This window comes from Trinickia dinghuensis, from assembly GCF_003367175.1.
GTDB classification, from domain to species: Bacteria; Pseudomonadota; Gammaproteobacteria; order Burkholderiales; family Burkholderiaceae; genus Trinickia; species Trinickia dinghuensis.
This window is the reverse complement of sequence record NZ_QRGA01000018.1, coordinates 11,938-26,542: the sequence shown is the minus strand read 5'-3', so window position 1 is coordinate 26,542 and position 14,605 is coordinate 11,938. Positions and strand designations below refer to the sequence as shown.

Annotated in this window: 12 protein-coding genes and 1 tRNA gene; 10 read left to right on the top strand and 3 right to left on the bottom strand. The window is 63.7% G+C overall.

The genetic code is table 11. From position 1 onward, the window contains the following. Nucleotides 1-143 precede the first annotated feature (143 nt). From pstS to phoR, 7 genes are all read left to right on the top strand, one after another. Entirely contained in the window at nucleotides 144-1,175 is a 1,032-nt protein-coding gene (pstS, locus tag DWV00_RS27160) for a phosphate ABC transporter substrate-binding protein PstS (protein WP_115536727.1), read from the top strand. A 101-nt stretch (nucleotides 1,176-1,276) separates the two neighbouring features. After that, nucleotides 1,277-2,260: a phosphate ABC transporter permease PstC gene (pstC, locus tag DWV00_RS27155; protein WP_115536854.1), complete on the top strand. Its 984-nt coding sequence runs from the start codon at nucleotides 1,277-1,279 to the stop codon at nucleotides 2,258-2,260. Continuing rightward, nucleotides 2,257-3,153 carry a phosphate ABC transporter permease PstA gene (gene pstA / locus DWV00_RS27150; protein WP_115536726.1) on the top strand — a complete coding sequence of 299 codons (897 nt, stop codon included), beginning with the start codon at nucleotides 2,257-2,259 and terminating at the stop codon, nucleotides 3,151-3,153. The genes pstC and pstA overlap by 4 nt, the downstream gene beginning before the upstream one ends. A gap of 15 nt (nucleotides 3,154-3,168) precedes the next feature. Beyond that, nucleotides 3,169-4,017 (top strand): phosphate ABC transporter ATP-binding protein PstB, encoded by an 849-nt coding sequence (pstB, locus tag DWV00_RS27145; RefSeq protein ID WP_115536725.1) that lies wholly within the window; start codon nucleotides 3,169-3,171, stop codon nucleotides 4,015-4,017. A gap of 18 nt (nucleotides 4,018-4,035) precedes the next feature. Continuing rightward, entirely contained in the window at nucleotides 4,036-4,740 is a 705-nt protein-coding gene (gene phoU, locus DWV00_RS27140; RefSeq protein WP_115536724.1) for a phosphate signaling complex protein PhoU, read from the top strand. A 38-nt stretch (nucleotides 4,741-4,778) separates the two neighbouring features. Beyond that, nucleotides 4,779-5,480: a phosphate regulon transcriptional regulator PhoB gene (gene phoB / locus DWV00_RS27135; RefSeq protein WP_115536723.1), complete on the top strand. Its 702-nt coding sequence runs from the start codon at nucleotides 4,779-4,781 to the stop codon at nucleotides 5,478-5,480. A gap of 97 nt (nucleotides 5,481-5,577) precedes the next feature. After that, on the top strand, nucleotides 5,578-6,891 hold the full coding sequence (gene phoR / locus DWV00_RS27130) for a phosphate regulon sensor histidine kinase PhoR (protein WP_115536722.1): 1,314 nt from the start codon (nucleotides 5,578-5,580) through the stop codon (nucleotides 6,889-6,891). A 110-nt stretch (nucleotides 6,892-7,001) separates the two neighbouring features. Here the strand turns inward: phoR and ppk1 are convergent, their stop codons facing one another. Then, nucleotides 7,002-9,065 (bottom strand): polyphosphate kinase 1, encoded by a 2,064-nt coding sequence (ppk1, locus tag DWV00_RS27125; RefSeq protein ID WP_115536853.1) that lies wholly within the window; start codon nucleotides 9,063-9,065, stop codon nucleotides 7,002-7,004. Between the two features lie 281 nt (nucleotides 9,066-9,346). Here ppk1 and ppx point away from each other — a divergent pair, with 281 nt between their 5' ends. Further along, complete coding sequence (gene ppx, locus DWV00_RS27120; protein ID WP_115536721.1) at nucleotides 9,347-10,858, top strand: exopolyphosphatase; 1,512 nt, start codon at nucleotides 9,347-9,349, stop codon at nucleotides 10,856-10,858. 125 nt (nucleotides 10,859-10,983) lie between these two features. On the opposite strand, the gene DWV00_RS27115 is transcribed toward ppx, so the two are convergent. Both DWV00_RS27115 and sixA read right to left on the bottom strand, forming a co-directional pair. Next, nucleotides 10,984-11,787, bottom strand: a complete 804-nt coding sequence (locus tag DWV00_RS27115; protein WP_115536720.1) for a GNAT family N-acetyltransferase — start codon at nucleotides 11,785-11,787, stop codon at nucleotides 10,984-10,986. Nucleotides 11,788-11,921: 134 nt separating this feature from the next. Continuing rightward, nucleotides 11,922-12,380: a phosphohistidine phosphatase SixA gene (gene sixA, locus DWV00_RS27110; RefSeq protein ID WP_115536719.1), complete on the bottom strand. Its 459-nt coding sequence runs from the start codon at nucleotides 12,378-12,380 to the stop codon at nucleotides 11,922-11,924. A gap of 167 nt (nucleotides 12,381-12,547) precedes the next feature. Between sixA and DWV00_RS27105 the strand changes: the two genes are divergently transcribed. Both DWV00_RS27105 and DWV00_RS27100 read left to right on the top strand, forming a co-directional pair. Next, nucleotides 12,548-12,624, top strand: a tRNA-Pro gene (locus DWV00_RS27105). Between the two features lie 257 nt (nucleotides 12,625-12,881). Further along, nucleotides 12,882-14,600 carry a sensor histidine kinase gene (locus DWV00_RS27100; RefSeq protein WP_115536718.1) on the top strand — a complete coding sequence of 573 codons (1,719 nt, stop codon included), beginning with the start codon at nucleotides 12,882-12,884 and terminating at the stop codon, nucleotides 14,598-14,600. Nucleotides 14,601-14,605 lie beyond the last annotated feature (5 nt).

The window sequence follows — 14,605 nt, the reverse complement described above, 5'->3', positions numbered from 1 at the left end:
TAATTTTCGCTAATCTGGTGAATGTCGCTTTCACGATGTAAGGAACCTGTCACATGTCCTTCACCGTTGGTCATATTACTGTCACAGTTTCGACCTAATCTTCGCGGTGTCGCGTTTGAGACCACACCACTGGGGATTAACTCATGAAATTGATGCAAACCGCGTTCGCTGGCCTGGCCGGCGTGCTTTTCGCCGTTTCCGCGCAAGCCGCCGACATCACCGGCGCGGGCAGCACGTTTGCCGCTCCGCTCTACACGAAGTGGGCCGACACGTACGCCAAGACGGGCGGCGGCAAGGTCAACTATCAAGGCATCGGCTCGGCCGGCGGCATCAAGCAAATCGAAGCGAAGACGGTCGATTTCGCCGGTTCGGACATGCCGCTGAAGGACGACGAACTCGCGAAGCAAGGCCTGTTTCAGTTCCCGACGGTGGTCGGCGGCGTGGTGCCCGCGGTCAACCTGCCGGGCGTGAAGGCTGGCGAACTGACGCTGTCGGGCGAAGTGCTGGCCGACATCTATCTGAACAAGATCACGAAGTGGAACGACCCGGCCATCGCCAAGCTGAACCCGGGCGTGAAGCTGCCGAACCAAGCGATCGCCGTGGTGCGCCGCGCCGATGGCTCGGGCACGACGTTCATTTGGTCGGACTACCTCTCGAAGGTGAGCCCGGAGTGGAAGTCGAAGGTCGGCGAAGGCACGTCGGTGAACTGGCCGACGGGTACGGGCGGCAAGGGCAACGACGGCGTCGCCGCGTTCATCCAGCGTCTGCCGGGCGCGATCGGCTACGTCGAGTGGGCCTATGTGAAGCAAAACCACATGGTCTACACGAAGATGGTGAACCACGACGGCAAGGTGCTGACGCCGGATACGACGACGTTCGCCGCCGCCGCCAAGGGCGCCGAGTGGAACAAGTCGTTCTACCAGATCCTGACGGACGAGCCGGGCGCGAACGCATGGCCGATCGTCGGTGCGACGTTCGTGCTCGTGCACAAGACGCAAGACAAGCCGGCGGAAGGCGCGGAAACGCTGAAGTTCTTCAAGTGGTCGTTCAAGAACGGCTCCGATTCCGTGAACTCGCTCGACTACATCGCGCTGCCGGAGTCGGTGACGGCTGAGATCGAGAAGCAGTGGACGTCGAACGTGAAGGACGCTTCGGGCAAGCCGGTCGCTCAATAAGCGTGTCGTAAGGGTAGTCATGGCCCGGCAAGGCAAGCGCCTTGCCGGGCGTCGCCATCGCCGGCGCCTATCCCGGGCGCGGCAACAGCAAACGGGTTCACATGTCCGACACTCGACTCATGTCGACGGCCCCAGCCGAACACGCGCAACGCGCGCCGAGTCAGCTCGGCGACATCGTTTTCGGCTCCTTGGCGTGCCTCGCAGCAATCGTCACCTTGTTGCTGCTCGGCGGCATCATCGTGTCCCTCATCATCGAATCGTGGCCGACGATCCATAAATTCGGCTTGAGCTTCCTCTGGACCGCCGACTGGGATCCGCCCAACGACAAGTACGGCGCGCTCGTGCCCGTGTACGGTACGCTGGCGACGTCCATCATCGCACTCATCATCGCGGTGCCCGTGAGCTTCGGCATCGCGCTCTTCCTGACCGAACTGTCCCCCGCTTGGCTGCGCCGCCCGCTCGGCATCGCCATCGAATTGCTGGCTGCGATCCCCTCGATCGTCTACGGCATGTGGGGCCTGCTCGTGTTCTCGCCGATTTTCGCGACCTACTTCGAGCAGCCGCTCGGCAACGTGCTCGGCTCGATGCCGATCATCGGCTCGCTGTTCCAAGGGCCGCCGATCGGCATCGGCATTCTGTGCGCCGGCGTCATCCTGGCGATCATGATCATTCCGTATATCGCCGCGGTCATGCGCGACGTGTTCGAGGTCACGCCGGTCCTGCTGAAGGAATCGGCATACGGCATCGGCTGCACGACCTGGGAAGTGATGTGGAAGATCGTCCTGCCGTTCACGAAGAGCGGAGTGATCGGCGGCGTCATGCTCGGTCTCGGCCGCGCGCTGGGCGAAACGATGGCCGTCACGTTCGTGATCGGCAACACCAACTTGCTCAGCAACGTCTCCCTGTTTTCGCCGGGCAACAGCATCACGTCGGCCCTGGCCAACGAGTTCGCCGAAGCGGGCCCCGGCTTGCATACCTCGGCGCTGATGGAGCTCGGCCTGATTCTCTTCGTCATCACGTTCATCGTGCTCGCAATTTCGAAAATCATGCTGCTGCGCCTCGAGAAGGCGGAGGGAGCGAAATGAACGGTCCCTCGATGCAAATCCCCGGCTCGGCGAGCCCCGAAGTGTTTGCCGCGACGCGCGAGCGTCTGCAGCGCCGCCGGCGCGGCGTCAACGCGGTCGCGCTGGCGCTCTCGCTGGCCGCCATGGCATTCGGGCTGCTGTGGCTCGTCTGGATTCTCTATACGACGCTGAGCCTCGGTCTTGGCGGTTTGTCCACGTCGCTGTTCACGCAGTCGACACCGCCCCCGAACACCGACGGCGGCGGCTTGGCCAACGCGATCGTCGGTACGCTGATGCTCGTCGGCGCCGCTACGGTCGTCGGTACGCCGATCGGCGTGCTGGCCGGCGTCTATCTGGCCGAGTACGGCCGCAAGGGCTGGCTCGCGGGTGTCACACGCTTCATCAACGACATTCTGCTGTCGGCGCCGTCGATCGTGGTGGGCCTGTTCGTCTACGCGATCGTCGTCGCGAAGATGGGGCATTTCTCGGGCTGGGCCGGCGTGATTTCGCTGGCGCTGCTGCAAATTCCGATCGTGATCCGCACGACCGAGAACATGCTCAAGCTCGTGCCCAACGCGCTGCGCGAAGCGGCGTTCGCGCTTGGCGTGCCGAAGTGGAAGATGGTGCTGTCGATCACGCTGAAGGCATCGGCCGCGGGCGTGGTGACGGGTGTGCTGCTCGCCATCGCGCGTATCGCGGGCGAGACGGCGCCGCTGCTGTTCACGGCCTTGTCGAACCAGTTCTTCTCGGTCGACATGAACCAGCCGATGGCGAATCTGCCCGTCACGATCTACAAGTTCGCAATGAGTCCGTTCCCGCAGTGGCAATCGCTCGCGTGGGCCGGTGTGTTCCTGATTACCCTCGGCGTGCTCGGACTGAACATCCTCGCGCGTGCAATGTTCGGCAAGAAATAAGCCCCGGAGCGCCTTATGAATATGGCTGAGAGTCACCTGTCCCAAGTCGAGCGTCCCGCCGCGCCCGCCAGTTTCGAGCCGGCGCATGGCGATCGGCCGCTCGCGCCGCTTACGCCGAAGATCGAAGTGAAGAACCTGAATTTCTTCTACGGCAAGTATCACGCGCTCAAGAACATCAACATGAACATCCCCGAAGGAAAGGTGACCGCGTTCATCGGTCCCTCGGGCTGCGGCAAGTCGACGCTCCTGCGCACGTTCAACAAGATGTTCGCGCTCTATCCGGAGCAGCGCGCCGAAGGCGCCATCATGATGGACGGCGAGAACCTGCTGACGACCAACCGCGACATTTCGCTGCTGCGCGCGCGTGTCGGCATGGTCTTCCAGAAGCCGACGCCGTTTCCGATGTCGATCTACGACAACATCGCGTTCGGCGTGAAGATGTTCGAAAAGCTGTCGCGCTCGGAGATGGACGACCGCGTCGAGTGGGCGCTGACGAAAGCGGCGCTGTGGACCGAAGTGAAGGACAAGCTGCAACAGAGCGGCTACGGCCTCTCGGGCGGCCAGCAGCAGCGGCTTTGCATCGCGCGCGGCATTGCGATTCGCCCGGAAGTGCTGCTGCTCGACGAGCCGTGCTCGGCGCTCGACCCGATCTCGACGGGCCGTGTCGAGGAGCTCATCGCCGAGCTCAAGAACGACTACACCGTCGTGATCGTCACGCACAACATGCAGCAGGCAGCGCGTTGTTCCGACTATACGGGCTATATGTACCTTGGCGAGTTGATTGAATTCGGCGATACGGAGAAAATCTTCATCAAGCCGGTCCGCAAGGAAACCGAGGATTACATCACCGGCCGCTTCGGCTGATGAAATAAGGGGGCAACGATGTCGGACAAGCATCTGTCGAGCCAATTCGACGCGGATCTCAATCTGGTCTCGTCGAAAGTATTGGAAATGGGGGGCCTCGTCGAAGCGCAGATCACGCGTGCGATGCAGGCGTTGAACGATTTCGACATCGATATCGCCGATCAGGTGATTTTGGCGGAAGACACCGTCAATACGATGGAAGTCGATATCGACGAGGAGTGCAGCAACGTCATCGCGCGCCGTCAGCCGGCCGCGCGCGACCTGCGCCTGCTGCTCGCGATCTCGAAGACGATCACGAACCTCGAGCGCGCCGGCGACGAGGCCGAGAAGATCGCCAAACGCGTGAAACGTTTGTCGGAAGAGGGGGCGTCGCGCACGGTCAACATCGCCGAGATCAAGCTCTCGGGCGAGATGGCCGCGTCGATCCTGCGCCGCGCGCTCGACGCGTTCGCGCGCCTCGATACGGTAGCCGCCGCGCAAATCGTGCGCGACGACAAGGCGATCGACGAGGAATTCCGCGCGTTCGTGCGCAAGCTCGTCACCTACATGATGGAAGACCCGCGCACGATCTCGGTCGGGCTCGAGTTTCTGTTCATCGCCAAGGCGATCGAGCGCATCGGCGATCACGCGAAGAACATCGCCGAATTCATCATTTACATCGTGAAGGGGACCGACGTGCGCCATAAGGGCCGCGATACCCTCGAGCGCGAAGCGCTTAGTTAAACGTTAAACATGTCGAACGTATCCAGAGGTAGGTGACGATGCCGAGCAGCATTCTCATCATTGAAGATGAGCCCGCGATTTCCGAACTGATTTCCGTCAACCTGCAGCACGCGGGGCATTGCCCCATCCGCGCGTACAACGCGGAGCAGGCGCAGGCGCTGATCAGCGACGTGCTGCCCGATCTCGTCTTGCTGGACTGGATGCTGCCGGGCAAGTCGGGGATCGCGTTCGCGCGCGATCTGCGCAATAACGAGCGCACGAAGCACATTCCGATCATCATGCTGACGGCGCGCGGGGACGAGCAGGACAAGGTGCTCGGCCTCGAGATCGGCGCGGACGACTACGTGACGAAGCCGTTTTCGCCGAAGGAGCTGATGGCGCGCATCAAGGCCGTGCTGCGCCGGCGCGCGCCGCAGCTGACCGAGGACGTGGTGGCCATCAACGGGCTCAAGCTCGACCCGGCCACGCACCGTGTCGCGGCGCACGGGGCGGACAGCGAGATCAAGCTCGATCTCGGTCCCACCGAGTTCCGGCTGCTGCACTTCTTCATGACGCATCCGGAGCGCGTGCACAGCCGCACGCAGCTGCTCGATCAAGTCTGGGGCGACCATGTCTTCGTCGAGGAGCGCACGGTCGACGTGCACATCAAGCGTCTGCGTGCCGCGCTCAAGCCCGCCGGGTGCGATGCTATGATCGAAACGGTGCGCGGCAGCGGCTATCGTCTCGCCAAGAGCGCCTAAACCTGAGAGGCGCGGTCCTGGCGCGCCGCGCGAGGCGGGTGCCCTTGTATCGGCACTCGATGCGGCGCGTATTCGTCATCCGGCTCACCTTGATCACATGAACATCATCTGGGCGCGCTCGATCGTATCGCTCTTGCTGCTTGCGCTCATATGCGCGGCGATCGCCGCCGTCACGAGTGTCCGCACGGCCTTGATCATCGGCGGCTTGGCGCTGGTCGCGCAGAGCCTGTTTGCCACTTATCACACGCAGCGCCTGTGGCGCCTGCTCGATGCGCCCGTATACGGCGAGGTGCCGAGCGCGCCTGGGATCTGGGGCGAAATCTATTACCGCCTGCATAAGCTGGCCAAGCGCTGGCATGCGCAGGTGCGCCAGGTCGAGCAGCAGCATTCACGTTTTATTCAGGCGATTCAAGCCTCGCCGAACGGCGTGGCGATGCTCGACGATCATGACCAGATCGAATGGTGCAACGCCATTGCCGAGCAGCACTTCGGACTCGATGCGAAGCGCGATCTGCGCCAGCACATCACCCATCTCGTGCGGCATCCCGATTTCGTACGGTATCTGAACTCGCACGAGTACGACGCAATGCTCGTCATGCGCGGCATGGGGGAGAAACGGCAGAACGTGCTGTCGGTCCAGGCGTTTCCCTATGGGGAGAATCGCAAGCTCGTCCTCTCGGCCGACATCACCGAACTGGAGCGGACCGACGCCATGCGGCGCGATTTCGTCGCGAACGTCTCGCACGAGCTGAAGACGCCGCTCACGGTCCTGTCGGGCTTTCTCGAGACGATGCGGGAGTTGCCGCTCGATCAGACCGATCGGGAGCGCTATCTGGAGTTGATGGATCAGCAAGCATCGCGCATGCGCAACATCGTCGACGACTTGCTCGTGCTGGCGAAGCTCGAGGGCAACGTGAAGCCGCCGAGCGACCAGGCGATCGATATGCGCGCGGTGATCTCGCACATTCGCGAGGACGCGGCGACGCTGTCGGGTGGGAGCCACGTCATCTCCTTCGCAGCGGACGACGGCTTGACGGTTACCGGTGCCGAGACGGAAGTGCTCAGCGCGCTCGGCAATCTCGTGACGAATGCGATTCGCTATACGCCCGACGGCGGTTCGATCGACGTCGCGTGGAAGCAGGCCGGCAAGGAAGCCGTATTCTCGGTGAGCGACACGGGCTTCGGCATTCCCGCGGCCGACATTCCCCGGCTGACCGAGCGCTTTTACCGCGTCGACCGTAGCCGCTCGCGCGATACGGGCGGCACGGGACTGGGGCTGGCCATCGTCAAGCACGTGCTGCAACGGCACGATGCGATACTCGACGTGAAAAGCGAAGAGGGCAAAGGCAGCACGTTCAGCGTCCGCTTTCCGTCCCAGCGCACGACGCGCCGGCAGCCGGCCCACGTATAGGCGGCGCATCGGTCCGATCGCTCGATTGCCCTGCGTGCGCCGCGCGTGCGGAAGGGCCGGCGCCGCATTGGGCGCCGGCTAAAGAGAATCAGCCGCGAATCGGCCGCGAATCAGCAGCCGAATTTCAAGAGCAGACTGGCCTGCGCGTTGCGCGACGTTTTGCCGGGGCGGCTGCGCCGATAGTGGCCGTCGCTCTGCATGACCCAAGCCGATTGGTTGTCGCCGAGGAACGACGAGAGCCCCTCCGCGATGACGCGCCGCTTCAGGCGGCGATCCTTGATCGGGAACGCGACTTCGACGCGGCGGAAGAAGTTGCGGTCCATCCAGTCGGCGCTCGACAAATAGACCTGCTCTTGGCCGTTGGCGAAGAAATAGAAGATCCGGTGATGTTCGAGAAAGCGCCCGACGATCGAGCGCACGGTGATGTTCTCGGACAGCCCTTCGACGCCAGGCTGCAGCGAACACACGCCGCGCACGATCAGATCGATCTTCACGCCCGCTTGCGAGGCTTCGTACAGTTCCGCGATGACGGTGGGCTCGAGCAGGGCATTCATCTTGGCGACGATGCGCGCCTTTCCGCCGGCGCGCGCATTGTCGGCTTCGGCCCGGATCGCCTCGACGAGTCTCGGATGCAGCGTGAACGGCGATTGCCACAGATCGTGCAGCTTGAGTTCGCCGCCGATGCCGGTGAGCTGCTGGAACACGTGATGGACGTCTTCGCAGATGCGCTGATCGGCCGTCATCATGCCGAAGTCGGAATACAGGCGTGCCGTGCGCGGATGATAGTTGCCGGTGCCGAGGTGCGCATAGCGCTTGAGCATCGACTTGCCGCCACTCGTCGTGCGGCGCACGATCAGCATCATCTTCGCGTGGCACTTGTGGCCGACGACGCCGTACACGACATGCGCGCCCACCGCCTCGAGCTGCGAGGCCCAATTGATGTTGGTTTCCTCGTCGAAGCGCGCGAGCAGTTCGACGACGACCGTGACTTCCTTGCCGTTGCGCGCCGCCTGCATCAGCGCGTCCATCAGCGGCGAATCGGTACCCGTGCGATAGATCGTTTGCTTGATGGCAACGACGTTGGGGTCCTGCGCGGCCTGCAGCAGCAACTCGAGCACGGGCTGAAAGCTCTCGTACGGATGATGGAGCAGGACGTCGCCTTGATCGAGCGTGTCGAATAGATTGGCCGTGTTTGCGAGCGCCGCGGGCGTGGCGGGCACGTGCGGGACGAACTTCAAGTCCGGCCGGTCGACGAGTTCGGGCAGCGGCATGAGCCGCACGAGGTTGACGGAGCCCGGGACGCGATAGCAGTCCTTGTCGAGCAGGCCGCTTTCGTCGAGCAGGCGCCGCACGAGATGCGCGGGCGTGTCGGCCGACACCTCGAGGCGCACCGCATTGCCGAGGTGGCGTGCGGGCAACTCGCCCTGCAGTGCCACGCGCAGGTTCGTGATTTCGTCTTCGTCGACGAACAGATCGCTGTTGCGCGTGATCCGGAATTGATTGCAGCTGCGGATGACGAGATTCGGGAACAGCTCGTGGACGAAGCGCTGCATGAACGAGCTCAGCAGCACGAAGCCATAGGCGAAGCCCGACAGCTCCTGCGGCATGCGCACGAGCCGCGGCAGCGCGCGCGGCGCTTGCACGATGCCCATCACCGCCTGCCGGCCAAACGCGTCCTTGCCTTCGAGTTCGACGACGAAGTTCAAGCTCTTGTTGAGCACGCGAGGAAACGGGTGCGCCGGATCGAGGCCGATCGGCGTCAGAACGGGCAGCAGTTCGTCGAGGAAATACTGGCGCGCCCATTCCGTCTGCTCGTCGGTCCACGTCTCCCAGCTATGGAAGTAGATGCCCTCCTGCTCGAGCGCCGGCAGGACCGTCTCGTGCAGCATCGTGTACTGACGATCCACGAGCTTGTGCGCGCGCTCAGCGACGAGGTCGTAGACGTGCTGCAGCGACATGCCGTCGGGCGAGAGCGTGCCGGGGTTGTCGCGCAATTGCTCTTGCAGCCCGGCCATCCGGATCTCGAAGAATTCGTCGAGATTGCTGCTCGTGATGCAGATGAAGCGCAGCCGTTCGAGCAGTGGGACCGATGGGTCCGCCGCCTGCGCCAGCACGCGCTCGTTGAAACCCAGGATACCTAATTCACGATTCAGAAGGGGGTAGCGCGACGACATCGGCAGCAAAAGATGAGAAGGGTCGGATGGTGGAACGAACGGGCGCTCGGACATTCTCATAGTTCGATGTCATTTGGATGAAAGTCAGACTGTTAGTCATTCTACGGACATTGATCTGATTTGGGGCGCCGCCGCATGATGCACGAGCGAACCCACATTCATCCACCGATGCGAAATACTATGCGCTTAAAATGGCAACTTCGACTACTTTGAACAGCGACGCGCGTGCCGGGCGAGTGACCCCCGGCGGGTAGTGCGCGCGAACGGAGCCTTCTTTCCTAATGCCCAATACCCCGCACCTTCTTGCGTCAGTCGATCTCGGCTCGAACAGCTTTCGTCTCATCGTCGGCCGCGTCGAGGAAACGCCCGCCGGCGCGCAGATCTATCAGGTCGACGCGCTGCGCGAACCCGTGCGGCTTGCCGCGGGGCTCTCGGCGGACAAGATGCTCGACCGCGCATCGCAGGTGCGCGGCTGGGATGCGCTCAAGCGCTTCGGGGAGCGGCTGCGCGATTTTCATCCCGACCACGTGCGTGCCGTTGCGACCAACACGCTGCGCGTGGCCAAGAACGCGTCCGAGTTTCTCGTCGAAGCGCAAAACGCGCTCGGGTTTCCGATCGAAGTGATCGCCGGACGTGAAGAGGCGCGGCTGATCTATGCGGGCGCGGCGCATTCGGTGCCCGCGATTTCGGGCAAGCGGCTCGTCGTCGACATCGGCGGCGGCTCGACCGAATTCATCATCGGCCAGCACTACACGCCGCTCGTCATGGAGAGCCTGTACATCGGCTGCGTGAGCCATAGCCGCGCATTCTTCCCGGCCGGCAACGTCGACGACTACACGATGCGCCAGGCCGAACTCGCGGCCAAGCGCGAAATCCAGATCATTTCGCGCGAGTACAAGCAGGCAGGATGGGATCAGGCGATCGGCTCGTCGGGTACCGCGCGGGCGCTCGCCGAGCTCGTCGAAGCGAACAATTTCAACGACCCGGGCATCACGCACGGCATTTCACGCGGCGGCCTCGAGCGGCTCAAGCGCGCCTTGATCAAAGCCGAGAACGTCAACCGGCTCAAGCTCGTCGCGCTCAAGCCCGATCGCGTGCCCGTGCTCGCGGGCGGTTTGTCGATCATGCTGGCCGTGTTCGAAGAGCTGGGCATCGATTATGTCGACACGACCGACGGCGCGCTGCGCTTGGGCGTGCTGTACGACCTGCTCGGCCGCACGCAGCATGAAGACATGCGCGCCGTCACGGTCGAGGGATTCATGCGCCGGTATGGCGTCGATCGCCCGCAGGCCGAACGTATCGGCGATCTGGCCATCGGGTTTTACGATCAGATCGGCGAGCCCGATGCCGAACGCCTGCAAGAAGGGCGTATGTTTCTCGGCTGGGCGGCCGCCTTGCACGAAATCGGCCTATCGATCTCGCACAGCGCCTACCACAAGCATTCGGCCTACATCGCGAGCAATGCCGACATGCCCGGTTTTTCTCGCACGGACCAGGCGCGGCTCGCTGGGCTCGTGCTCGGCCACGCGGGCAAACTCGGCAAGCTTGCGCAAACGCGCGAGGTCGAATGGCCGTTGCTGTTCTGCTTGCGTTTGGCCGCGCTGCTGTGCCGCCGACGCACCGACGTGGGGCTGCCCGGCATCCGCGTGGCGAAGTCGGGCGGCGGATACGAGGTGCGCTTGCCGAACGAGTGGGTCGCCGGCAATCCGCTGACCGACTACAGCTTGATCCAGGAAGCGGCGGAGTGGGAGAAGGTCGGTATGCGCTACCGCGTCGTCTACACCGAGGAATAGGCGGAAGGGCGGGCGCGCTGCGTCCGCGGCTTTCATGCGACTGAAAAGCGCATCGCCAAAACAAACGGCCCGCGCTGCGAAGCGTCCGGGCCGTTTGTTCATCGCTCGTCGTTGCTGATCGGCTTTTAGCCGAGGAAATGGCGGGCGTAGCGCGCGTTGATGTCCGAGAGGCGGAACAGCGTGAGGAAATCGGCGCAGTTGAAGTCGGGATCCCATGCCGGCGCGCCGCAAATCTTCGCACCGAGGCGCATATAGCCTTTGACGAGCGGCGGCGGCGCGACGCGCGCGCCCGTGCTCAACTCCTCGACCGGCAGCGGCGTATGGGGGAATGCGCGGTATTCGGGGCTCGTGAGCGAGTTTTCGCGCAGCGATTCGTAGAGGTTCGCGGCGAAATGGCCGCCATCGGCCATCGGGACGCTCGCGCAGCCGAGCATCGTCTCGTAGCCGTTTTGCATCATGTAGGTGCCGAGGCCGCCCCAAAGCGACATGATGACCGATCCGCTGCGATAGTCGGCGTGCACGCAGGAGCGGCCCACCTCGACCATCTTGGCGCGCAGATGCGCGAGGCGCGACAGGTCGAATTCGCCTTCGGCGTACAGGCGCCCGATGCGGGCGGCTTGGTGCGGCGGCAGCACACGGTAGGTGCCGACCACTTTAAGCGTTTCCAGATCGCGCACGAGCAGGTGGTCGCAATAGGCGTCGAATGCGTCGACGTCGAGGCCGGCGGGGCCGGAAACGCTCGCGCCCATCTCTTCGGCGAATACGCGGTAGCGCAGGCGCTGTGCCTCGCGAAGTTCCTCATCGGTGCGCGCCCAGGCCACTTGCAGACGATGCTCTTGCGTGACGGTTTCTTTTTCGCGCGGCAGGCGGCGGCGCGAATCGAGCAGAATCGAAGCGAGGGGCAAGGTGGGCGTCGGCAGATCTCGCATAGGGATTTCCTGGTTCCTAATAACTATGAAAGGAATGTCCTCGCCAATGTAGTAAGGGGGCATGACGGTTGCATGGCAAACGCGTGTCGTTACAATGACATTTCGCGAAGCAGACACGTACCTTTCATTGTTTGTTAGGCGAGGTCGGGGGAAACGACCGCGCGCACGAGCACGTGGCCCGGCCCGCTACGATCGCGGCTCGCGAGCCACCACACGGCGCCTTTCTTGATCGTCCATTCGATAGGGCTGCCTGTCACGAGTTGAGCAGCGACAAGGCCGAGCGTGGGCTGATGTCCAACGATGACGACCGTCTGTGCGAGGCCTTCCGGCCATTTCGCGGCGGCCAGCACCGCTTCGGGTGGCGCGCCGAGAGCGAGGCTGGCTACGGTGCGGTATTGATCGGTCAGCGATTCGACGGTTTGGACCGTGCGCGCGGCCGGGCTCGCCAGAATCATCGCGTCGGGCGGGAGGCGCTGGCGAAGCCATTTGGCGATGGCCTGTGCTTGCTTGCGTCCGCGGGTGGTGAGTTGACGTGCGGCATCGCTTTGCGCGACGTCTTCGGCTTCCGCATGGCGCCAGAGAATCAAATCCATGTCTGCCTCCTATCCTGTAGCGTTGGGCGCGCCGGGGCGCCATCGTTTGTCGGATGCAAATTGCGGGCGAGGACGCGGGTTCTGTACGACGATGTGGGCTTTCGCGACGGCCGATCTGTTTCGCGATTGACCGCGCATTGCGATTGCAGCTAGAATCCACGGCTCGTCGGAGCGTAGCGCAGCCTGGTAGCGCATCTGATTTGGGATCAGAGGGTCGTAGGTTCGAATCCTATCGCTCCGACCACTATATACAACCGCCTCCCCGGCCATCGACCGATCGCGCAACGCGCGTTCGGGGTCGGGGCGGTGCGTTTTCTTCCCGCCTGACGTTCGTACTTCCTCGTCGTTTTCACATCCTCGTCTTTGGCTGGCCCCGTCGTCCGTCAAGCCCGGTTTCCCGCATCACCGTAGTTTCCCGCTTCCCACGTCCGTGATGGCGTCCCATAATAAAATCGTTACGTCGTAAGAACCGATACCGCGGACGAACGAGCAGGGGGTCATTTGAGCGAGTCGGCTGGCGAGGCACGGATATTCATTTCGACATTGCGGCCGGGCCGCCGGGAGCGGCGGCTTGCGCTCGGCGTGGTCGTCGCGTCGGTCGTCTTTTTCGGTGCGTTGGCGCCGCTCGCCAAAACGCAGCTTGCGCCGGTCTGGGCGTTCGTACCGATCTATCAATCGGCGCTCGCCGTCTGCGATCTGCTGACGGCCGCGCTGTTCCTCGGTCAATACAGCATTCTCTTTTCCCGGCCGCTCTTGATCCTCGCGGGCGGCTATCTCGTGAGCGCCTGCATGGCGATCGCGCACACGCTCTCGTTTCCCGGTCTGTTCTCGCCGACAGGGCTGCTCGGGGCCGGCCCGCAGACGACGGCCTGGCTCTACATGATGTGGCACGCCGCCTTTCCGCTCGCCGTGATCATTTACGCGCGGTCGCGGCCGATCGAGGAATCCGTGCGGCCGGCCGCGCCGGGGCGCAGCGGGGTCCTGTGTGTCGCCGCGGCGGTGTCGAGCGCATGCGCCATGACAGCCGTGGCGACGGTCGGCCACCGGTGGCTGCCGCCGCTCATGCAGGGCTCGCACGAAGCGGGCGTGATCGTCTGGGTCGTCGGCGCCGTCTGGCTGATCAACTTCCTGGCGTTGGCGGCGTTGATCGCGCGGCGCGCACGGACCGTCCTCGATTTGTGGCTGATCGTCGTGCTTTGCGCCTGGGTCTTCGATATCGCGTTGTCGGCCGTGCTCAATCACGGTCGCTTCGACTTGGGCTTCTACGCCGGGCGTATTTATGGGTTCATCGCCTCGAGCTTCGTGCTCGTCGCTTTGACGTTCGACAACATCAAGCTTTATGCGCGCGTCGTCCAGGCGCTCGGACGAGAGCGCGCCGAACACCAGCTCGTGCAGCACGGGACGACGCAGCTGAACGAAGCCAAGGCGCTGCTCGAGCAGCGCGTCGCCGCGCGCACGGCCGCACTCGCCGAATCGAATCGCGACCTGCTGCGCGAGGTGACCGAACGCAAGCGCGCGGAAGCCGCGCTCGTGCGGTCGCAAAGCGAACTGCGGGAAGTGGCCGCGATCGGCAGTTCGGCGCGCGAGCAGGAGATGCGCCGGATCTCGCGCGAATTGCACGATGAACTCGCGCAGACGCTCGCCATGTTGAAGATCGAGGCCGATCGGCTGCGCGAATCGATCGCCGGCTCGCCCTCGAGCGAGTCGGGGGAGCGCAGGCTGGCCGCGATGCGTTCGCTGCTTGATGAGGCGGTCGCTTCGACGCGGCGGATCGCATCCGACTTGCGGCCCCTCGTGCTCGACGACCTGGGGCTGGGTGCCGCCATCCAATGGCTCGTTCAAAACTTTACGGAGCGCAACGACGTCGAGTGCGAGCTGACGCTCGACCCGCCCGAGCTAGAACTCCACGAGCCGTATGCGACGGCGACGTTCCGGATCTTGCAGGAATCGCTGACGAACGTCGCGCGCCACGCGCATGCGTCGCATGTCGAGGTAAGGCTTGCACGCGAGCAGGATCGCGTCGTGCTGACGGTGCATGACGATGGCGTCGGCTTCGATCCGACACGGCCGCGCAAATCGGGCTCGTTCGGGCTGGCGGGGCTGCGCGAGCGTGCTTATCTCGTCGATGGCGAACTGAGCATTGATTCGTCGCCGGGGCGCGGCGCGACGATCGAGGTGCACATTCCGCTGCAGGCCGCGCACGAGCGCGAGATGTCCTAGGGAAC

Excerpts from the sequence above, each read along its gene's own strand:
- pstS (WP_115536727.1), top strand. The coding sequence starts at position 144 with ATGAAATTGATGCAAACCGCGTTCGCTGGCCTGGCCGGCGTGCTTTTC.
- pstC (WP_115536854.1), top strand. The coding sequence starts at position 1,277 with ATGTCCGACACTCGACTCATGTCGACGGCCCCAGCCGAACACGCGCAA.
- pstA (WP_115536726.1), top strand. The coding sequence starts at position 2,257 with ATGAACGGTCCCTCGATGCAAATCCCCGGCTCGGCGAGCCCCGAAGTG.
- pstB (WP_115536725.1), top strand. The coding sequence starts at position 3,169 with ATGAATATGGCTGAGAGTCACCTGTCCCAAGTCGAGCGTCCCGCCGCG.
- phoU (WP_115536724.1), top strand. The coding sequence starts at position 4,036 with ATGTCGGACAAGCATCTGTCGAGCCAATTCGACGCGGATCTCAATCTG.
- phoB (WP_115536723.1), top strand. The coding sequence starts at position 4,779 with ATGCCGAGCAGCATTCTCATCATTGAAGATGAGCCCGCGATTTCCGAA.
- phoR (WP_115536722.1), top strand. The coding sequence starts at position 5,578 with ATGAACATCATCTGGGCGCGCTCGATCGTATCGCTCTTGCTGCTTGCG.
- ppk1 (WP_115536853.1), bottom strand. The coding sequence starts at position 9,065 with ATGTCGTCGCGCTACCCCCTTCTGAATCGTGAATTAGGTATCCTGGGT.
- ppx (WP_115536721.1), top strand. The coding sequence starts at position 9,347 with ATGCCCAATACCCCGCACCTTCTTGCGTCAGTCGATCTCGGCTCGAAC.
- DWV00_RS27115 (WP_115536720.1), bottom strand. The coding sequence starts at position 11,787 with ATGCGAGATCTGCCGACGCCCACCTTGCCCCTCGCTTCGATTCTGCTC.
- sixA (WP_115536719.1), bottom strand. The coding sequence starts at position 12,380 with ATGGATTTGATTCTCTGGCGCCATGCGGAAGCCGAAGACGTCGCGCAA.